Source organism: Niallia sp. WK069_GA_01 (assembly GCF_983173855.1).
Genome location: NZ_OZ470138.1, coordinates 1,712,475 through 1,732,942, shown reverse-complemented (window position 1 = coordinate 1,732,942; position 20,468 = coordinate 1,712,475). Strand labels below are relative to the sequence as shown.

The 20,468-nt window shown below is 34.6% G+C and carries 17 protein-coding genes, 1 tRNA gene, 1 riboswitch and 1 other annotated feature; of the genes, 2 read left to right on the top strand and 16 right to left on the bottom strand.

Annotation, left to right across the window (positions count from 1 at the left end; genetic code table 11):
* Positions 1-302: 302 nt before the first annotated feature.
* The 12 genes from tig to AC5LWL_RS08095 form a co-directional block, all read right to left on the bottom strand.
* The gene (gene tig / locus AC5LWL_RS08150; RefSeq protein ID WP_493433841.1) at positions 303-1,589 is read right to left on the bottom strand and encodes a trigger factor; all 1,287 of its coding nucleotides are present in this window, start codon (positions 1,587-1,589) and stop codon (positions 303-305) included.
* Positions 1,590-1,817: 228 nt separating this feature from the next.
* Complete coding sequence (locus tag AC5LWL_RS08145; RefSeq protein WP_493433840.1) at positions 1,818-2,846, bottom strand: tetratricopeptide repeat protein; 1,029 nt, start codon at positions 2,844-2,846, stop codon at positions 1,818-1,820.
* Positions 2,847-3,044: 198 nt separating this feature from the next.
* Complete coding sequence (gene leuD, locus AC5LWL_RS08140) at positions 3,045-3,644, bottom strand: 3-isopropylmalate dehydratase small subunit (protein WP_493433839.1); 600 nt, start codon at positions 3,642-3,644, stop codon at positions 3,045-3,047.
* Between the two features lie 43 nt (positions 3,645-3,687).
* Entirely contained in the window at positions 3,688-5,094 is a 1,407-nt protein-coding gene (gene leuC, locus AC5LWL_RS08135; protein ID WP_493433838.1) for a 3-isopropylmalate dehydratase large subunit, read from the bottom strand.
* 121 nt (positions 5,095-5,215) lie between these two features.
* Entirely contained in the window at positions 5,216-6,316 is a 1,101-nt protein-coding gene (gene leuB / locus AC5LWL_RS08130) for a 3-isopropylmalate dehydrogenase (RefSeq protein WP_493433837.1), read from the bottom strand.
* Positions 6,317-6,462: 146 nt separating this feature from the next.
* Positions 6,463-8,001: a 2-isopropylmalate synthase gene (locus AC5LWL_RS08125; protein ID WP_493433836.1), complete on the bottom strand. Its 1,539-nt coding sequence runs from the start codon at positions 7,999-8,001 to the stop codon at positions 6,463-6,465.
* Positions 7,988-9,010, bottom strand: coding sequence for a ketol-acid reductoisomerase (gene ilvC / locus AC5LWL_RS08120; RefSeq protein WP_493433835.1), 1,023 nt, complete (start codon positions 9,008-9,010; stop codon positions 7,988-7,990). Before ilvC ends, AC5LWL_RS08125 begins: the two co-directional genes overlap by 14 nt.
* 53 nt (positions 9,011-9,063) lie before the next feature.
* Positions 9,064-9,582 (bottom strand): acetolactate synthase small subunit, encoded by a 519-nt coding sequence (gene ilvN / locus AC5LWL_RS08115; RefSeq protein ID WP_493433834.1) that lies wholly within the window; start codon positions 9,580-9,582, stop codon positions 9,064-9,066.
* Positions 9,579-11,294 (bottom strand): acetolactate synthase large subunit, encoded by a 1,716-nt coding sequence (gene ilvB, locus AC5LWL_RS08110; protein ID WP_493433833.1) that lies wholly within the window; start codon positions 11,292-11,294, stop codon positions 9,579-9,581. Before ilvB ends, ilvN begins: the two co-directional genes overlap by 4 nt.
* Before the next feature lie 142 nt (positions 11,295-11,436).
* Positions 11,437-11,690, bottom strand: a binding site (T-box leader).
* A 730-nt stretch (positions 11,691-12,420) separates the two neighbouring features.
* Positions 12,421-12,615, bottom strand: a complete 195-nt coding sequence (locus AC5LWL_RS08105; protein ID WP_493433832.1) for a YolD-like family protein — start codon at positions 12,613-12,615, stop codon at positions 12,421-12,423.
* 425 nt (positions 12,616-13,040) lie between these two features.
* Positions 13,041-13,919, bottom strand: coding sequence for an N-carbamoylputrescine amidase (gene aguB / locus AC5LWL_RS08100; protein ID WP_493433831.1), 879 nt, complete (start codon positions 13,917-13,919; stop codon positions 13,041-13,043).
* A gap of 21 nt (positions 13,920-13,940) precedes the next feature.
* Complete coding sequence (locus AC5LWL_RS08095) at positions 13,941-14,969, bottom strand: agmatine deiminase family protein (RefSeq protein WP_493433830.1); 1,029 nt, start codon at positions 14,967-14,969, stop codon at positions 13,941-13,943.
* 244 nt (positions 14,970-15,213) lie between these two features.
* Positions 15,214-15,297, top strand: a riboswitch (cyclic di-GMP riboswitch).
* A 455-nt stretch (positions 15,298-15,752) separates the two neighbouring features.
* Between AC5LWL_RS08095 and AC5LWL_RS08090 the strand changes: the two genes are divergently transcribed.
* Positions 15,753-16,274, top strand: a complete 522-nt coding sequence (locus AC5LWL_RS08090; protein WP_493433829.1) for a YflT domain-containing protein — start codon at positions 15,753-15,755, stop codon at positions 16,272-16,274.
* A gap of 510 nt (positions 16,275-16,784) precedes the next feature.
* Here AC5LWL_RS08090 and AC5LWL_RS08085 read toward each other — a convergent pair.
* The 3 genes from AC5LWL_RS08085 to AC5LWL_RS08075 form a co-directional block, all read right to left on the bottom strand.
* Entirely contained in the window at positions 16,785-17,363 is a 579-nt protein-coding gene (locus tag AC5LWL_RS08085) for a recombinase family protein (RefSeq protein WP_493433828.1), read from the bottom strand.
* 94 nt (positions 17,364-17,457) lie between these two features.
* Positions 17,458-18,534: a hypothetical protein gene (locus tag AC5LWL_RS08080; RefSeq protein ID WP_493433827.1), complete on the bottom strand. Its 1,077-nt coding sequence runs from the start codon at positions 18,532-18,534 to the stop codon at positions 17,458-17,460.
* Entirely contained in the window at positions 18,518-19,045 is a 528-nt protein-coding gene (locus AC5LWL_RS08075) for an RNA polymerase sigma factor (RefSeq protein WP_493433826.1), read from the bottom strand. Before AC5LWL_RS08075 ends, AC5LWL_RS08080 begins: the two co-directional genes overlap by 17 nt.
* 823 nt (positions 19,046-19,868) lie before the next feature.
* Between AC5LWL_RS08075 and AC5LWL_RS08070 the strand changes: the two genes are divergently transcribed.
* Positions 19,869-20,279 carry a hypothetical protein gene (locus tag AC5LWL_RS08070; RefSeq protein ID WP_493433825.1) on the top strand — a complete coding sequence of 137 codons (411 nt, stop codon included), beginning with the start codon at positions 19,869-19,871 and terminating at the stop codon, positions 20,277-20,279.
* A gap of 111 nt (positions 20,280-20,390) precedes the next feature.
* Here AC5LWL_RS08070 and AC5LWL_RS08065 read toward each other — a convergent pair.
* Positions 20,391-20,464 (bottom strand) — tRNA-Arg (locus AC5LWL_RS08065).
* Positions 20,465-20,468 lie beyond the last annotated feature (4 nt).

The following is a 20,468-nucleotide window of genomic DNA, read 5'->3' as shown; positions in this document are numbered from 1 at the left end:
TTTTTAAACAAATTTCACAACAGTTATGTATTGCATTGTAACACAATGGCCTATGTACAGGAAATGATACAGCTTGCGGTTCTAATTAATCCGAGGAAATAAAACTTATGTACTTCTTTTCAGCATAACCAGATTTATCAATCTTAAGCCTGGAAATAATGAAAACGAATAAAAGTATATATGCTCCCTGTACATACAAGGTTAAAAGGAATCTTATTGCTTCATTTTATTCTATGTTCCAACTTACTAATATAAAACTAAGGCACGATTCATTCGCGCCTTAGTTTTTTTACTTACTTCTATTATGCAACAGTTTTACTGTTTTCCACAAGAAAATCGATTGCTTTTCTCATTTTTATATCCATTTTTAAGTTTTCTAAGCCGCCAAGTGCTTGTGTAATCGCGTCTACAGGCATTTTGTACATTTCTGCCATTTTTTCTAATTCAGCTGTAGCTTCTTCTTCAGCTACTTCTAAGTTTTCAGCATTAACAATAGCTTCTAATGTCAAGTTAACACGAACACGTTTTTCAGCATCTTCTTTCATTTGGCCTTTAAGTGCATCTTCATCTTGACCAGAGAATTGGAAGTATAATTCAAGGTTCATGCCTTGTTGTTGAAGGCGTTGTTCAAATTCACTCATCATACGGTCAATCTCTGTGTTAACCATTGCTTCTGGGATATCAATAGTTGCATTTTCAGCAGCTTTTTCTACTACTGTATCACGTACTGCATGCTCTGCTTGATGTTTTTTCTCGCCTTCTAAACGTGCTTTAATTTTTTCTTTTAAAGCTTCTAACGTTTCAGCTTCTTCATCTACATCTTTCGCAAACTCATCATCTAATGCAGGAAGTTCTTTTCCTTTAATTTCATGAATCGTTACTTTGAATGTAGCAGGTTTTCCAGCTAATTCTGCTGCATGATACTCTTCTGGGAAAGAAACTTCGATATCTTTCACATCTCCTGTAGCCATGCCAACAACTTTTTCTTCGAATCCTGGAATGAATTGTCCTGAACCTAATTCAAGAGAGAAGTTTTCAGCAGTTCCGCCTTCGAAAGCAACTCCGTTTTGGAAGCCTTCAAAATCCATTACTACTGTATCGCCTAACTCAGCAGCGCCTTCTTCTTTCACTACTAATTCAGCTTGTTTTTCTTGCAAAGCTTTAATTTCAGCATCAACGTCTTCTGCTGTAACTTCAGTGTTTACTGCTTCAACTTCAAGACCTTTGTATTCGCCTAATGTTACTTCTGGTTTTACAATAACAGTTGCTTTGAAAATAAGTGCTTTTCCTTTTTCGATTTGTTCTACATCGATTTCAGGACGATCAACTGGCTCAATGCCTGTTTCTTCGATTGCACCTGCATACGCTTCTGGCAATAAAATATCGATAGCATCTTGGTAAAGAGATTCTACTCCAAAACGTTGTTCGAACATTCCACGTGGAATTTTCCCTTTACGGAATCCAGGAATATTTACCTTTTTCACTACTTTTTTAAATGCTAATTCTAAACCTTCGTTTACTTTTTCAGCGTCTACTTCAATTGTTAAGACACCGCGGTTCCCTTCTAATACTTCCCATTTAGCTGACATACTCTATTTCCCTCCAACATCTATTCTACTTTTCATTACTTTTAACTTTTGTTTAGATACTACTTTATATTATTTTTAAAAAATCAAACTACTATCATTTAGTTACATCGCTAATTACTAGCCTAAATAATAGGAAAAGCAGCAATCTATCAGTCAAAATATCATTCACATTTTCTAAATGCAACCACTACATTATATCATAGGTTCTTGTTGTTTCAACATTCTAGCCTAAATATTAGAATAAGAAATTTCCTCCAAGCTCTTTATGAAGCAATTTGCTTCTTCTATTTCTGCTTCATTAACTCCATAAATACTACTGTATAAAGATATTTTCTCTTCTTGTCCATAATACTCATTAATTATAAAATGATAGGCAGCTGCCCATGTCTTCGCAGTAAATAATTCTAATTTCAACGGGTATAATAGAAAAAATTGACGTTCTAGCAGAACCTTGATGTTTTCAAACAAAACTGGATCTTCATTCTCCAATGTTTCTCTTACTATATTTTTAATTTCTATAAATTGAGATTGTGACTGCATATCTTCAAGCATACTTGGAATAATGTTTATCGTTCTCTTAAATTTATATACCGACAATTCTTTATCATATTCCTGCTCTTTTAAAATATTTAGCAACAAGGTTTTTAAAAATGGACTGCCATCCTCTGACACTAAATACTCTTTTATTTCATCTATATAGGGACGAATATTTTGATTAGCCAATTTTGAAATAAGCACCATTTGTTCATTTGCATCTTGAAGGGAGGTTAATTCCAATTTTCTCCCTATTGGATGAACATTTTCCATTTCATTTTCTTCCTCTTTATTATTGACACTTAGAGCCATCCGTCTGCTGAAATCAAGCATCTTTGAAAAATGTTCTATTTTATTCACTGGAATTTGATGGTCTTCTAATAAAACCTCTATGGTTGTAACAATTTCTTCATATTCATGTAGTTGAACTAAAATCATTAGATACAAATCAAGTACATGAATATAATCACCCATTCCCTGATCCAGCATATTTTTTGCAATATCTTTTGCTTGATGCAAAGAGCCTAATTCATAATAAGATATAATTAGTCCGATTTGTATTTCACTATTTTCGGCATTTAACTCCATTGCTTCTTTAAAATAGGAGATCGCTTCGTAATAGTTTTTTTCCTGTACGGAATCAAGACCTTTTTCTAATAATCGCTGATCTAAATCGGGGAAAAGTACGATATTATCTTTCTTTTTCAAATCCCGCTTTTTCATTTTTTTACCGCCTAATGTCTCTATTTTTAGCTAGTTTAGCATTTTTGTTCTCTTTCTTGCAACCACTCTTTCATCTGCGAAGAAAAAAATACTTTTTAAAACAAATCCCATGCTTCACTAGTTTATCCCGAACACTAGCAGTTCACATTTCAACAAAAAAAAGAATCTGCCCGATGGACAAACTCTTTTATCAGCACCTCATAATACAGACACTTTCGATTTATGTTGTTCATATGCTTCAATTTCCTGATCATATTGAAGGGTTATTTCAATTTCATCCCATCCGTTAAGTAACATCTTTTTCCAATAGGGATGGATAGAGAAAGATTCTTTAAACCCTCTTTCATCCTCTACTGTCTCTTCTTCTAAATTAATTTGCAAAGAATAAGGTTGGTCTTTTGCTGCTTGTAACAAATATTCTACCTTTTCATTATCCAATTGAATAGGAAGCATACCGTTTTTTAAACAGTTTTGATAGAAGATATCAGCGAAAGAAGGTGCAATTACCACTTGAAAGCCATAATCCTGCAAAGCCCACGGTGCATGTTCACGAGAAGAACCACAACCAAAGTTTTTATTTGCAACAAGTATAGTGGCACCTTGATTTTCAGGGAAATTCAATTCAAACTCTGGATTTGCTTCCCCATTCTTCTTAAAACGCCAATCAAAAAAAACAAATTGACCAAACCCTGTTTTTTCTGTTCTTTTTAAAAATTGTTTTGGAATAATCTGATCGGTATCGACATTAACGCGGTCCATTGCAGCCGCCTTGCCAACCAACTTCTTAAATCCGCTCATTTTTTCGCCTCCTTGCTATTGTACTGCTGCTCACTTAACAGCTTTAAACTAATTCCATCACTTGTTCATTTCTTACATCTACAAAGCGGCCATTTATCGCAGCAGCTGCAGCCATTGCCGGACTTACTAAATGTGTTCTAGCTCCCGCACCTTGTCTTCCTTCAAAGTTACGGTTTGAAGTGGAAGCGCAATGTTCACCGCTTGGAACAACATCATTATTCATACTTAAACACATACTGCAGCCCGATTCTCTCCACTCGAATCCAGCCTCTGTAAATATTTCATTTAGACCTTCTTGCTCTGCTTGTTTTTTCACTTTTTGCGATCCAGGAACTACTAATGCACGTACGCCTTCTTGTACTTTACGTCCATTAATAACACTTGCCGCCTGACGCAGATCTTCTATTCGAGAATTAGTACAGGATCCGATAAACACATGCTGGATTTTAATATCTGTTATGGACTGCCCCTCGTTTAAATTCATATATTGAAGTGCACTTTGTAATGCACGACGATCGGTTTCGTCATTATACTCAGAAGATGTTGGAATCGTTTCGTCTACTTTTGCTGTCATAGCAGGATTTGTACCCCAGCTGACCATTGGAGCAATATCATTTCCATCAATTTCAATCACTTTGTCATATGCTGCATCGCTATCAGAAACTAATTCCTTCCACTCTTGTATAGCAGCATCCATATCTTCAGGTGCATACTTTCTGCCTGTTAAATATTCAAACGTGATTTCATCCGGATTTACTAACCCAGCTCTTGCTCCACCTTCAATTGACATATTACAGATTGTCATTCTTTCTTCCATGGAAAGCTTGTTAATTACTTCCCCTGTATATTCAATAACATAACCTGTTCCGAAGTTAACGCCATATTTAGACAAAACATAAAGAATAACATCTTTTGCGGTAACACCTTTTGAGAGTTCGCCATTTACATCTATTTTTAATGTTTTAGGTTTCGTTTGCCATAAACTTTGTGTCGCAAGTACATGCTCTACCTCACTTGTACCGATTCCAAAAGCAAGCGCTCCAAAAGCACCATGTGTTGAGGTGTGGCTATCTCCGCAAACAATTGTTTTACCAGGCTGTGTTAATCCTAGTTCTGGTCCAATTACATGAACGATGCCTTGTTCTGGACTCTCAAGATTTGCTAATGGTACATTAAATTCCAAACAGTTTTTTTCCAACGTAGTTATTTGATTTAATGCGACTTCATCATCTATTTTAAAACGATTAACAGTGGGAACATTATGATCCATTGTTGCAAATGTACGATCGGGTCTTCTCACTGTACGATTTTTCATTCTTAAACCAGAAAAGGCTTGTGGTGATGTTACTTCATGTACAAGATGTAGATCAATATATAATAAATCTGGTTTCCCTTCTTCTTGATGGACAATATGTTTTTCCCATATTTTTTCAATAATTGATTTTCCCATCATCATCCCTCACTTTCTTGCTGTATCTTCTATCTTTACTTTTGTATTATGAAAATCCTTTTATCATGCCATTTTCTGCTTTTTTCCAAAAAAGCTGGCTTTCTCTATTTATTCCTATATATTAAGCTTTTAATTTAGCGACTAGTTGAGATAAAATTTCTTTTTTCACTTCTTCAACCATTTCTGTTGTTGAAACTGCTTTTGTGTTTGGTGAGATAATATCTCTTGTACGGAATCCATTATCCAACACATGATTCACTGCATTTTCGATTAAAGAAGCTTCTTCCTCCAATTGAAAAGAAACACGTAGAAGCATTGCTGCTGAGAGAATTGTAGCAAGTGGATTGGCAATGTTTTGGCCGGCAATATCTGGTGCTGAGCCATGTATTGGTTCAAATAAGAATGGACCATTTTCAGAAATACTAGCAGAAGGCAGCATCCCCAACGAACCTGTTAGTACAGATGCTTCGTCACTTAATATATCTCCAAACATATTTTCAGTAACCACTACATCAAATTGTTTCGGGTTTCTAACAAGCTGCATGGCTGCATTGTCCACTAGCATATGGTCTAACGTTACATCTGGATATTTCGCTGCGATTTCATTTGCACATTCTCGCCATAACCTGCTCGATTCCAATACATTTGCCTTATCTACTGAAGTTACTCTCTTAGAACGAGTTACAGCCATTTGAAATGCTTTTTCGATTACCCTTGTAATTTCTTCTCTAGTGTATACTAAAGTATCTACAGCACCTGACTTGCCATTTACTTCTGTTCTTTCACTCGGTTTTCCAAAGTAAATTCCACCTGTCAGTTCTCTTACGACAAGAAGATCTACATCTTCAATAATTTCTTTTCGTAATGGAGAGGAATCTGCTAAACTTGCATAATAAGTGGTTGGTCTTAAATTTGCGAACAGATTTAATTCTTTTCTTATTTTCAGTAATCCTTGTTCTGGACGTAGAGGAACAGGCAATGACTCCCATTTTGGTCCGCCAACAGCTCCTAATAGAACAGCATCACTTTCTTTACAAAGTTCTATAGTTGTATCCGGCAATGGACTTCCCTCGATATCAACCGCACTTCCACCGATATTTCCAAATTTAAAGTCAAATTCATGCTGAAATTGCTCTTCAATTACTTGTAATATCTCTATAGCACCTTGTACGATTTCCGGTCCTATTCCATCTCCCGCTAATACAGCAATTTTTTTCTTCATCTCAGTTCGCCCTTTCCATAAAAGTGAAACTGCCATCAGTGAAGCTTTCGTCTCCACTGATGAATAGTTGTACAAATCAGGTATTACGGGCATATTGTTTTCCATCTAATCAAGATGGAGATACTGCCTGTTAAACAACTTAACAACTAGCTATTTACAATTTCAACTGTTTGTTCTTTTGCTAATATCACTCTATTAATAGCATTTAGGTATGCTTTTGCAGAAGCGACTAAAACGTCTTGGTCAAGTCCTCTTCCATTCGATTCTGTATTTTCATATCGAACATTTACAAATACTTGGGCAAGTGCGTCTCTTCCGCCACCAATGGATTGGATTCGATAATCTAATAGATTAGCATCCCCGTTCACCGATTTTTCCAATGTATTGTAAAGTGCCTCGACACTTCCAGAACCCGTGCCAGTTTGTTCAATCAATTCATTTTTCGCACCCGATAACTTAACAGAAGCTTCTGGAGTATTATCCTCATTATGTTTAACCTTAACATCAACAAGTTCATAATACTTTTCTTCTTTTGATAGTTTCTTTTCTAATACAATCGCAATAATATCTTCATCTGTTATTTCTTTTTTATGATCTGTCAATTCTTTGAATGCTACAAATAAATCTTTAATATCACGATCGTCTATTTGTAATCCTAATTCTGCTAGACGAGTTTTAAAGGCATGACTGCCGGAATGTTTTCCTAATACCATATTATTCGATTGATAACCAACCAATTCAGGTGAAATAATTTCATATGTTGTTTTTTCCTTCAACACACCATCTTGGTGAATCCCTGATTCATGTGCAAAAGCATTACGTCCTACGATTGCTTTATTGCCTGGTACAACCATTCCTGTTAACTCACTAACAAGGCTAGAAGTTCTACTGATTTCTTTTAAGTTAATTCTTGTACTCTTTTTATAATGATCATTACGAATATGAAGCGCTACCGCAATTTCCTCAAGGGATGCATTTCCTGCTCTTTCCCCTATTCCGTTAATCGTACATTCTACTTGAGTGGCACCATGTTCAATTGCAGCTAATGAATTAGCTGTTGCCATTCCTAAATCATCATGACAATGAGTTGAAAAGGAAACTTTATCAAAAGAAGGAACATTATCCTTTAAATATTGAAAGACTTTGCTGTACTCGTATGGATTTATGTATCCAACGGTATCGGGAATATTAATAACATCCGCGCCTGCCTGAATCACTTCTTCAATAATTTCTGCTAAAAATGGAAGTTCCGTTCTACATGCATCTTCCGCACTCCATTGAATGATTGGAAACTTTTGCGCTGCATATTTAACTGCTGATACCGCTTTTTCCACTACTTGTTCTTTGGACATTTTTAATTTATATTGACGGTGAATGGGAGATGTTGCTAAAAACACATGAATTCTTGGCTCCGCTCCATCCTTTAAAGCTCCCCATGCAGCATCTATATCTGATTGCACTGCTCTTGCAAGTCCTGTAACAGAACTATTTTTAATCGTCTGTGCAATTTTTTGCACAGACGTAAAATCTCCTTTAGAAGCAGCTGGAAAGCCTGCCTCTATGATATCTACATTTAATCTCTCTAATTGTTCGGCAATTAATATTTTTTCAGCAAGATTTAGATTTACTCCTGGTGATTGTTCCCCATCTCTTAATGTTGTATCAAAAATCTTAATTTTTGCCACTGCCTACCACTTCTTTCTTTTTAGAGCTCTTAACAAAAGGCATCATTGCGCGTAGTTCTTTTCCTACTTTTTCAATTAAATGTTCATTTTCACTTGTATTGATTGCAGTAAATTCAGGTCTGTTTGCTTGATTTTCTAAAATCCAGCCTTTAGCAAATTTACCTTGTTGGATATCTGTTAATACAGCTTTCATTTCTTTCTTCACATCTTCTGTTACGATTCTTGGTCCAGTAACAAAGTCACCCCATTGTGCAGTATCAGAAATAGAATATCTCATTCCAGCGATTCCATCTTCATACATTAAGTCAACGATTAATTTCATTTCGTGCAAACACTCGAAGTATGCAAGTTCAGGCTGATAACCAGCTTCCACTAATGTTTCAAAACCAGCTTTAACAAGTGCTGTTAAACCACCGCAAAGTACAGCTTGTTCACCAAATAAATCTGTTTCTGTTTCTTCTTTAAATGTTGTTTCTAATGCACCTGCACGCAACGCACCAATTGCTTTTGCATATGCTAAAGCTAAGTCTCTTGCTTCTCCACTAACATCTTGGAAAATAGCGAACAATGCTGGAACGCCTGCTTCTTGCTCATATGTTCTACGAACCAAGTGTCCTGGGCCTTTAGGAGCTACTAATAATACATCACAAGCTTCTGGAGCTACAATTTGATTGAAATGAATATTGAATCCATGTGCAAACATTAATGCTTGATTTGTAAGGTTTGGTTTAATTTCTTCATTATATACTTTTGTTTGAAGCTCATCTGGTACTAAGATCATAACGATATCCGCTTTTGCAGTTGCTTCTCCAACAGAATATACAGTAAGTCCATCTTCTACCGCTTTATCCCAAGATTTACCTTCTCTTAAACCGATGATTACATTTACGCCACTGTCTTTCATATTTAAAGCATGTGCATGACCTTGTGATCCATATCCAATTACTGCTACAGTTTTTCCTTCTAAGTATCCTAAGTTTGCGTCTCCGTTATAATACATTTTAGCCATTTTTTATTCTCCCTTTCGAATTCAAGTTTTATTTTTATTTTTTATTTTATTGCTTAAACAATTGAAAAAGTATTTTTAGAACTTGTGCTTTTTTGTGATCCACGAGGGAAAGCAGTTGTTCCTGTTCTTGCTAATTCTTTAATGCCATATGGGCGGATAAGTTCGATAAAAGCATCTACTTTATTCGATTCACCCGTGATCTGAATAACAATACTTTCTTTGCTGACATCAATGACAGATGCTCTAAAAGGCTCAATTAAGGAATACAATTCATGCCTAGTATGTGGAGCTGCAAGAACCTTAATCAATGCAAGCTCTCGGGCAACAATTGATTGATCTGTAATGTCAACTACTTTCAAAATATCCACTTGCTTATTTAATTGTTTTGTAATTTGCTCAACATCACTATCGTTTTCTACATGGACGACACAAGTAATTCGAGAAATCCCCTCATTTTCTGTATGTCCTACAGAGATGCTTTCGATATTGTAATGTCTTTTTGAAAACAAATTCGTAATACGATTAAGTACGCCTGATTTGTTTACAACGGTTAAACTGATTATTTTCTTCATGGTTTGATCCCTACCATTTCATGTAATCCTTTGCCAGGTGCAACCATTGGAGTAACATTTTCATTTGGATCTAAACAGAATTCCAGCAATATCGGCTCTCTTACTTTTAATGCTTCATCAAGAATTGTTTCCGCATCTTCTTTCGTAGAGATTTGATATCCTTTTATTCCATATGCATCTGCAAGTTTTACAAATGACGGCTGAACCGATTCCTTACTATGAGAGAAACGAGAATCATAGAAGAATTCCTGCCATTGTCTTACCATTCCTAAAGCATGATTATTAAAGACGATAATTTTAATAGGTAAATTTAATTCTTTAATAAGGCCTAACTCTTGGCTGCACATTTGGAATCCACCATCACCGCTGATTGCTAAAACCGTTGCATCAGGGTCGGCTAATTGTGCTCCAATACTGGAGGGTAAACCGAATCCCATTGTTCCAAGTCCTCCAGATGTAACCCATCTATTTGCCTTTTTGAATGGATAATATTGTGCTGTCCACATTTGATGTTGACCAACGTCTGTTGTAACAATTGCATTTCCATCTGTTTTTTGATGTAAAAGTTCTAACACTTGCTGTGGTTTTAACGAATCGGAATTTTCATAATAATAAGGATATTCTTTCTTCCAATTTTCTATCTTTTCTACCCATTCGCTATGTTCTGACTTTTTGCCATTTTGTTTGGTTAATTCACTTAAAGCCTCTTTCGCATCTGCAACAACTGGAATTTTTGTTGGAATCACCTTGCCGATTTCAGCAGGATCGATATCGATATGTGCCTTGATTGCATTTGGTGCAAAATGCGCTAAATTTCCTGTTAATCGATCGTCAAATCTTGCTCCAACGTTTATTAGCAAATCAGATTCGTATAAAGCCATATTAGCCGCATAACAACCGTGCATACCTGCCATTCCAACAAATAGATTATTATCTGAAGGGAAGCCTCCTAAACCTAATAATGTATGAACAACCGGAATTTGCTGCTGTTCAGCATATTGTTTTAGTTCATTGCTTGCATTTGCAAAAATAACTCCAGCACCTGCTAAAATAACAGGTTTTTTTGCTGCACTAACTGCTTCTGTTAATTTGCGTATTTGCAAGTAGTTTGGTTGTGTAGTTGGCTGATAACCTGGTAAATCAATTTCCTTTTCTTCTGGCACTTCTGTGATCATTGCTGCGATATCTTTTGGAACATCGATCAAAACAGGACCTGGTCTTCCGCTTGTTGCGATGTAAAATGCTTCTTTAATTATTTTTGGAATTTCTTCCAAACTTCTAATTTGACAATTGTACTTTGTTATTGGAGTTGTGATTCCTAAGATATCTGCTTCCTGAAAAGCGTCTGTTCCAATAACACCTGTTGCAACCTGCCCTGTAAAAACAACTAATGGCAAGGAATCCATCATCGCATCTGCAAGCCCTGTCACTATGTTGGTAGCACCAGGTCCGCTTGTCGCAATTACAACACCAGGTTTTCCGGAAATTCTTGCATATCCTTCAGCAGCATGTATACCGCCTTGTTCGTGTCTTGGTAAAACATGAAATATTTTTGAATCATAAATTTTATCGTAAATTGGCAGCACTGCACCACCAGGATATCCAAAAATAAATTCTACATTTTCCTTTTCTAACGCCTGCAATAAAAGATCAGCACCAGTCAACGGCTTTGTATTAGCCTTTGCATTTCCAAAGGCAGTTTCCTGTAACATTTGTTGCCCCCCTCATAAAAGTAAATAACTACACCAATTTATTAAAGGAATCTAAAAATATGATGCTTTTTAACTACCTATAAGCAAATATTAATAAAAAAAGCCCTTTCACCCCCATTGTTTACTAACTACTTTTAGTAGACAAAGGGATGAAAAGGCTTTTGCTTTCCACGGTACCACCCTCATTCATACACAGCAATTGTGTATGCACTCAGCGAACAGTTACGTTCTATTTTTGGTAACGAGTGGGCATCACTCGGTTAGCTCTAATCGAAAAATCTTTCAAGCTAACACTCAGAGGTGAGTTCATTTCAATTGGTTTCACCGGTTCTCAGCACCACCGGCTCTCTGTAGAATACCATGTTTGAAACTACTTATCCTCATCATCGTATTTTCAATATCTTTATAAAATTATAGTTTTTAGGTGTTTTTTATTATGCGTCAAAAATTTTCTGTGTCTATTCAACAAAAGCTTATCTCGTTTGTCTGTGTTTCTGTTTTGCTTTTGTTGAAGTAATCTTACGCCGAATTGAAAAAAGAGTCAACAGTATTTTTGAGAATTGTTAGATAATTAAAACAAGTTATTGTATATAGTAACCGCTTACAATACTGATAAATAAATAAACTTAGAACTTGAAATTTTTCGAAAAAATTTTTTAAAGATCGTTTTTTTTTCCAATATTTTAATGTTTTCTTGCTATAAAAAACCACAAAAGGCAGGTTATTTTCGTTCATTTATAATCAATGAATGCTTATATGTATACTATGTATTTTTTTCTTCTTATTAGTTATATGAAATGCTTTAATCTCAAAGTGAATTATAATACAATAATTATTCATTCGTACATCAACTTGTTACATTTTCTAACACGGTTTTTAAATTCTTCTATTATTAGTAAGGAGAAAATAGGTTGACAGAAAATATTCTCTCAATTAGTCCGCAGCAGAATACACTTCGCTTTCCATGTGGCGGGCGCCGAGCCTCCTCGCTGCGCTGCAGGGTCTCGGTCTGTCCCGCAATTCTCATAGGAGTCTTTGTGTATTCTGTCTGCTCCCTGCTACTACAAACTTAGACCATAAAAAATAAATGCTTCCGTATTAGAAAACGGTTGCATTTATCGGGAAACTAATTAGTTGCTGTGTTGATATCATGGATCCATGATAAACGGATATTTAATACATTTTGTTTTTCATCTTTTAAAAAGATTGTTTGATCATTTAAGTTAAGTTTTTGAATATAGCCTTTACATGTTTCTAAGAATCCATTTTTATAATAATTAATTACGATCAATCGATTTCTACCTAGTTCTTTTAGGACCATTTTTCATTCTCCTTTAATTTAGTATTTACTTTTTGATCATCTATTCACATATTATCATTCGTTTTATTGCTATAACTATAGTATACACGAATTACAGTAAGCGTTTACAATGAATTGTGACAAATTCACGAATTTTTCATATGTAAATAGACTCTACTCACATCTTTTCTAAATTAAATGTTTTTTAAACATATTTTTAACAAATAAAATGTACTAAATGAGATAGAACCTTACAAACAATTGTAAGCTTACTATCCATTGAACTAAGTGTTCATCGTGTACATTTATTTTAAAAAATCCACTTCAACAAATTTATTATTTTAAAATAAAATCAGAATGAATTTCCCCATCAATCTTTGCAAAAAAAGAGCATGGAATAGTATCCATGCTCTTAACTTATATCCTGTATTTTTGTTTAAATCAACCTATTTGATGATCAGTTCCCCATCATACGTAGCAATCGTTTTGTATAAATCAGGGCGTCTGTCTCTAAAGATTCCCCATTCAATACGCTGAATTTCCAACTGATCCAAATCAAACTCCGCAATGATTACCTCTTCCTTATCACGGCTTGATTCTGTGACTTTATTCCCTTGAGGTCCTGCGATAAAGGAAGAACCATAAAAAGTAATGCTTGAATCTTCATCTTTTTCTACCCCAATACGGTTTGACGCAATTACTGGAACTAGATTAGCTGCAGCATGTCCTAACATGCACATCTGCCAATGATCTTTAGAATCGATATCTCCATCTTGCGGCTCCGAACCGATTGCAGTCGGATAAAAAAGGATTTCTGCTCCCATTAAAGCCATGCATCGAGCTGCTTCTGGATACCATTGATCCCAGCATACTCCAATTCCAATTTTCCCATAACGAGTATTCCAGACTTTAAATCCGGTATCCCCTGGATTAAAATAAAATTTTTCTTCGTAACCCGGTCCATCTGGAATATGACTTTTACGATATAACCCAAGTACTTCTCCATTTGCGTCAATAACAGCTAATGAATTGTAGCGAGCATTATTTTTCTTTTCATAAAAGCTAATCGGCAGAACAACTTGAAGCTCTTTAGCAATCTGTTTAAAATGGTTTACAGCCTTATTTTGCTCTAATTCGGTTGCATAAGCATAATAATCAGCTTTTTCTTTTTGACAAAAATAAGGTGTTTCAAAAAGTTCTTGGAGTAAAATTATTTGTGCTCCTTTTTCTGCCGCTTGTCTTACAAGGGACTCTGCTCTTTGAATATTTTCTTCTATATTATTCGTACAGCTCATTTGGGTTGCTGCAACTTTAACATTTCTCATTATTTTCCCCCTCTTTTTCAACTAGATTTTAGGCATCTGCTGAGTCGTACAATGAACATTTCCGCCCTCTTTAATGATAGACATCCCATTAATTTTACGAATTTTTCTTTCAGGATAAACAGAACTTAATACCTTCTCAGCCATTTGATCCGTTTTTTCCGCATGTCCTCCAAAAATAGGCAAAATAATTCCACCGTTTACAAAATAGAAGTTTAAATAGCTTAATGTTAATCGGCTGCCATCAAACTCAGCAAATGGAGGCTGCTCAATCGGTATAATGTCCAGCTTTCTTCCTTTTGCATCTGTCGTATTTTTTAATATTTCCAGATTCTCTTGTGTGATTGCATAATTTTCATCATTCGGATCATCACAAACTTGAATTAATACTTTTCCAGGAGCTGCAAAGCAAGCAATATTATCAACATGTCCATCTGTTTCGTCACCACTTAGACCTTGTTTTAGCCAAATGACTTTTTCTATATTTAAGTATTGCTTTAAATTATCTTCAATTTCCCTTTTGGTCATGTCTTTATTACGGTTTGGATTTAGTAGACATTCTTCCGTTGTTATAACCGTGCCTTCTCCATCTACATGGATAGAACCACCCTCCATAACAAGCGGTGCATCAAAACGTTTTACCCCTAAATGATCGAGAATGGTTGGTGCAACTTGATCATCTAAATCCCAAGGAGCATACTTTCCTCCCCACGCATTAAATTTCCAATTTATCCCAGCGACTTGTCCTTCGTCATTGATTAAAAAGGTTGGGCCGTTATCCCGGATCCATGCATCATTATGTGCAATAGGAAGCAACTCAATATTATCTTCTGAAAAATAATGTTTCACTTGTTCTAATTCATTAGAATTCACTATTACAGTAACTGATTCAAATTCTGCAATCGCTTTAACTAGTTCGACGTAATATCCCTTCACTACTTGTTCGTAATCTTCTGGATAACACATGGAATCCTGAACAGGCCAGGCAACGAATGTACGCTCATGTTTTGTCCATTCTGCCGGCATTTTATAGTCTAATTTATTTGGAAGCATCTATTTACCTCTTTATATGATATTTACTATTAAAAATTGTCGTATTGAAAAAAATCAATCTGTAGAACATTATCACATAAATAGAAGTAAAAATTCAATAGAATAATTTAGGATGGGGAATAGCTCGTTCGGAGTAGATTCTATTACAATAATAAAGATTTGCGCATTTTTTGTATAATATTGTCGAATGATATTTCTTTATTCCATTAGAGAGTAATAGTATACTTCAATGTATTCATTTTTTTACAGTCAATGGCAAGCTTCTCGAAAGAGTTGCACGCAAAGCAACAGATCTAAGGTGCTAAACTAGGATGGCTGTGCTGCCTGAAATATTTTATATTTTGGGAGGTTAAACATAGGAATGTTCAAATTTAAAAATATTATTTGTTTTTTTAAAAGAAATCATAAATACAGTTATTATAGTGATTTTTGCGTAAGATGCGGCAAAAAGAAATAAACTATAATAAAAGTATTATTTGTTTTAGCAGGACCTTAATTTTTTATACTAAATATCCCCCTTACATTAGTAATATTCATTTGTATCCTTTCAAATTTATATCCAACTATTATGTAATTAGCTACAGCAATTTGATTTGCTGATTAAACAAGCAACTATAACTATTCCCAAATCATCAAAATGACTACTTTTTCTGTAGTCATTTTTTGGTGCGCCTAAAATTCAGTTTGGACTTTCATTAAACTGATTTTGTTTAATTGGGATAACTGCGGGAATAAAGAGAATATGAACGGCTTAATCAAATTTTTTAAAGGAGGAAGATTGAAATGACTAAAAGCGTCATAGGCATTTATGAAACTCCCATAGAAACGATTACAGCAATTGAACGTTTAACTAATAAGGGATATAACGAAAACGATTTATCTGTCCTAACAAATAGAAAAGATACAGATTATTTAGAATCCCAGACAGACGCAAATGTCAATCATCATTCGAATGAAACATTATTCGAGAAACTAAAACAATTTTTCACAATGGATGATCTTTGGAAGGCAAGCAGTAAATTATCCCAACTTGACGTTCCAAATGACAAACTCGATGAATACACGGAACAATTAGATGCTGGAAAATTTTTATTGGCAGTAGATAAGAAAATAATGGAAAAAATCGGGGAGGAAAGCATTCGTTCAGATGTATCTACCAACTCAAATCTCGCAGACTCCAAAACAAATGAAAGACCAATTGACACCGAAACCACCAATCAAAAAGTATATATAGACGCACCAGCTAAACAAGACGATATTTATTTTGATGGAAGTTCAGGAGATAAGGGAAACAAACTTCCGTAATAAAAAACATATAGCAAGGAAAACAAAAGAATGATTTTTTGCTGGATTAAAGAATCAAAGAATCATTCTTTTGCATAAAAAAAGCGATCAACCTTGTTAATCAAAGTTGATCGCTTTTACTTCGTACGTCCCAGGAGAGATTCGAACTCCCGACTATCGTTTAATCCATGGTCTGTGGAAATACGGGGTATCCTATACATGCCCCTAATGAAAATGTAGAAATAATAGAGAATATTCGAATGGATGGAATCGTAAAAAATCGTGAGGCGGGAATACACCAACCCATGCTATTTCCGCCTTAAAAAGTACCGTATTTTGTGGAAAATATCCCGCCCGTTATCTGTCACAAACAAAAAAGAGGGTTACCCCTCTTACTAGTTTACTGTTGTTTTCTGTTGCACTGTACATTGTAATTAAATTCTTATAAACTTCAATTCTATAATGATTTAGTTAATTTGGATTCCATTATACCTTTCATATTGCTGTTGGAAGAAGCTAATCAGTGTTTCCCTACATATCCCTTACTGCTCTGTATATGGTTGCCCTACTTATCTTAGTTATCTCTGCAATAGCGTTAACAGTAAGACCGTTATTATCTCTGTCTCTATATAGTTCTAAAGCATGCTGTAAGCCTTTGTGTTTGTCTGTGTAAGTGTGAGGTCTTCCTTTATAAACACCTCTTTGCTTCGCTAATTCAATACCTTCAAGCTGTCTCTCTCTAATCATGTCCGCTTCAAACTCTGCTACTGCTGATAATACTGTGACCATAAGCTTTCCTGTTGATGTTGTTGTGTCTAACTTCTCACCGCTAACATTTAGCACAATAAGACCAACACTCTTTTCTTTAAGTTGGTCAATGGTGGCAAGAGCATCCTTAGTGCTTCTGGCAAACCTGTCTAACTTTGATACAACAATGGTGTCTCCTTCTTGAACTGTTTCCAATAGCTTTTGAAATTGTGGTCTTTTGTTTTTGTCTCTGCCACTAACTTTTTTCTTGAATATCTTCTCGCACCCTGCGTCCTTAAGTGCATTAACTTGTGCAGTTAAATCCTGCCCTGTTGATGATACTCTTGCATATCCATATTTCATCCATATCCCCCACATTATTTTCGATACATGTAAATGATACATTAGTATCCTTATTATAGCAGGGTTTACCTAGAAATCACTTTAAAAAATCGCATCAATTTATTTTCTGATTATCTTTACTTTTAATAATTATTTTATAGGGTTCTCCGTTAATTTTTTCTTTAATTTCTTTAGAGTTTAAAAATTCCTTAATGGTTTGTTCTATATGAATAACCTTTTTAGGTGCATCCTTTTCAGAACCATCTATTGCCGTATTAATAATAATTTGACGTGGTGAACTTTGATATGAAACTCCTGTTACTTTGTATTCCTCTTTTGCCGTTAACCCACTATAAATTACATGAACAATATTTTCCCATTCCAATTCTTTTTCTTTTTGAACTGTATCAATTTTATTGATTTTTATAGAGTATGAGTCAATATTTTTTGCCTCTAGCTTTTTGCTGTAGATTTCTTTAATTTCTTCTATCCTATTTTCGGTATTAGGAACATCAATTTCAATTATCACATTTGGGGAATCAGGAGAAGAATAGGAATACGCCTGAGAAATCACGTTGAACTGTAATTTAATTAATTCCTCATGTATCTCATTCAACGATTCTCCCATGTACTTGTCTCTTTCGGAAACTGATGGAACTTTATCTATCTGTCTATTTACTTTTATTGTATAAGTATCATAATCATTTGATTTTAATATCTTAGCAGCAATCTCTTTTACTTCTCCTCGTACATTTTGAAAGTATTGTTCAGAACCATCTATCGAAATCAATATGTGATTAGGATTCCCACTTACGCCAACAATCATATAACCTTTCTCTTCTAGTTCCATCCATATAACCCTATTTATAGGTTCAGATTCAAATAATTTACTTAAATAAGGAATTTTTGAAACAACCTCAGCCATTGCAGGAGAAACAAAAGCAGAACCAATAAATAAACTAAATAATAAAACCAAAGCAAATCCAGAATAAACCAACCTATCAGTCACACTTTTTTTATTGTTATTTTTTAATTTGATTAGGTTCTTATTACTCCTATTAATCTCCAAAGTTTCTATATCTGTTAGAATTCGGTTTTTCAATTCTAGCATTTGCTTTTTCTTCCATATAAAATGAGAATCCAAATCCTTTAAGGAGCTGTCAAAATCAGCATCTTCAAATTTCCTTTTCATTCCAATACCCCTCCTTTAATAATTGTTTTTTCAGAGCAGGGATGGCTCTGAAAAGTGACGATTTGACTTTACTCTCAGACCAATCTAATATCTTTGCTGTATCCTCTATAGAAAAACCTTTGATTTTTCTTAAAACTATTACCTTCCTATATGTATCTTTTATTTCTCCTAATGCCTTATAAAGTTCGTAAGATTCCTCTTTTATTCGAAAAACTTCTTCAGGCAGGGGAACGTGGTCTTTTTGCAAAAGAAAAATTTCTTTAAAAAACTTTGCAGGTTTACGCTTCCTTAAAAAATCTACTGTCAGATTGTGAGCGATACTAAAGAGCCATGTTTTTTCACTGGAATGATGTTTAAATGAATCAGAGTATAAATATGCCTTTACAAAGGTATCATGTGTTAAATCTTCCGCTTGCTGATAATCCTTTACCATGAGTAAAATAAAACTTAGTACAGACTTACTATGTTGGTCATACCAATCTGCAATTTCTTCCTCCTTATGTTCTAACAAATATCATCCCTCCTTTCTTGAATGTTCAATACTTAGACGTATGAGTGAGATAAAAGTTGTGATTATTGTATTAAAATTTATTAAAACATCTATTCCTTTTCTTAAAGCAGATATTATTGACTTTTTGTTATATGCACTTTGATAATCCGTAAACCCCACGTAAACGCAAGAAGGTAAGCTTCGAATTAAGGCTTGATTAACTAACATCTTTTTTTTAGCTTTATTTTGCTTAATCATTAGTCCCAGCTAAGCCAATTTGGTTTGCTACATCAAACAACTAGAGCTATACAAATATAGTCTGTTGCAATATGCAAAGAAGTGATAAAAATGAAAGTTACCCTTTGAAAGACCAAAAAGAAAAACGAGACAATTATCGTCTCAGTTTTCGGAGACAGGAAAAAAACGAAACGATTATCATCTCCGATTGGTACCGTAATAGAGAAGACACAAGAGAATAAATAAAAGATACTAACGCTCGGGTGCGAGCACAGAAAATTTGATTTCTCTCTAGTAAATTGAAAAATTTGGACTTAGAAGATGAAAACAGAAGGACAGTACTTCCCTTCATTAAGGCAGCGAAGTACCGTCCTTCTGAATTATTACCCAATAAATTTCTCTCCCTTCAAATAAAGGAATAGTCCGCTTTATTCTTGCAACATCCTTTCTTATATGGATACAGTATAAATAAAGCATTAAACATACCCTTTGACAAAGATTAAATTGAACTTACTACATAATCAAATGAATGATATTATTTAAATAGATATAGCGAAAAGGGTTGGAGGGGTGTTTTATAATTGAACCTATAGAGATTATTTATGATGTGGATTTGTTAAAAGATTCTTGTTATGTAGAAATAAAACCAGGAAAATATACTAGTAAACACTGGAACAAAGAATCCATCTATTTTACGGATGAAACATTTACTTATCTAACTCCTGCAATTATAAAGCATTATAAAAGGTACAGCTTATGGGGGATGAGTGAAATTAATAGACAAACTTGGAGCCAGATAATAGCTGAGTTAGAAAGGATAAAATTATTTCTAATAAACAATCCAAAAGCAGAGAATTTTAAGAACCAGATTGGTTATCTATTTGAAACAACACAGAAGAATTTCACGGAGAATTTACATCGAAATATTAAAGAGTTAATTAAGGTAATAACTGAATTTCAATCTTGGATTGCTGAGAAATTAAAAAGGTATGAGTATGTATCCATCTTAGGAATATAAAAGGAGTGGCACTAGTCTTCTAACCTTATTCTAGGTACTAAAACTAAGTTATTACTAAGATAAAAAAAGCGATCAACCTTATTAATCAAAGTTGATCGCTTTTACTTCGTACGTCCCAGGAGAGATTCGAACTCCCGACCGACGGCTTAGAAGGCCGTTGCTCTATCCAGCTGAGCTACTGGGACATGT

Bases quoted from the DNA above. Each gene is read 5' to 3' on its own strand.
- tig (WP_493433841.1), bottom strand. From the start codon at position 1,589: ATGTCAGCTAAATGGGAAGTATTAGAAGGGAACCGCGGTGTCTTAACA.
- AC5LWL_RS08145 (WP_493433840.1), bottom strand. From the start codon at position 2,846: ATGAAAAAGCGGGATTTGAAAAAGAAAGATAATATCGTACTTTTCCCC.
- leuD (WP_493433839.1), bottom strand. From the start codon at position 3,644: ATGAGCGGATTTAAGAAGTTGGTTGGCAAGGCGGCTGCAATGGACCGC.
- leuC (WP_493433838.1), bottom strand. From the start codon at position 5,094: ATGGGAAAATCAATTATTGAAAAAATATGGGAAAAACATATTGTCCAT.
- leuB (WP_493433837.1), bottom strand. From the start codon at position 6,316: ATGAAGAAAAAAATTGCTGTATTAGCGGGAGATGGAATAGGACCGGAA.
- ilvC (WP_493433835.1), bottom strand. From the start codon at position 9,010: ATGGCTAAAATGTATTATAACGGAGACGCAAACTTAGGATACTTAGAA.
- ilvN (WP_493433834.1), bottom strand. From the start codon at position 9,582: ATGAAGAAAATAATCAGTTTAACCGTTGTAAACAAATCAGGCGTACTT.
- ilvB (WP_493433833.1), bottom strand. From the start codon at position 11,294: ATGTTACAGGAAACTGCCTTTGGAAATGCAAAGGCTAATACAAAGCCG.
- AC5LWL_RS08105 (WP_493433832.1), bottom strand. From the start codon at position 12,615: ATGGTCCTAAAAGAACTAGGTAGAAATCGATTGATCGTAATTAATTAT.
- aguB (WP_493433831.1), bottom strand. From the start codon at position 13,919: ATGAGAAATGTTAAAGTTGCAGCAACCCAAATGAGCTGTACGAATAAT.
- AC5LWL_RS08095 (WP_493433830.1), bottom strand. From the start codon at position 14,969: ATGCTTCCAAATAAATTAGACTATAAAATGCCGGCAGAATGGACAAAA.
- AC5LWL_RS08090 (WP_493433829.1), top strand. From the start codon at position 15,753: ATGACTAAAAGCGTCATAGGCATTTATGAAACTCCCATAGAAACGATT.
- AC5LWL_RS08085 (WP_493433828.1), bottom strand. From the start codon at position 17,363: ATGAAATATGGATATGCAAGAGTATCATCAACAGGGCAGGATTTAACT.
- AC5LWL_RS08080 (WP_493433827.1), bottom strand. From the start codon at position 18,534: ATGAAAAGGAAATTTGAAGATGCTGATTTTGACAGCTCCTTAAAGGAT.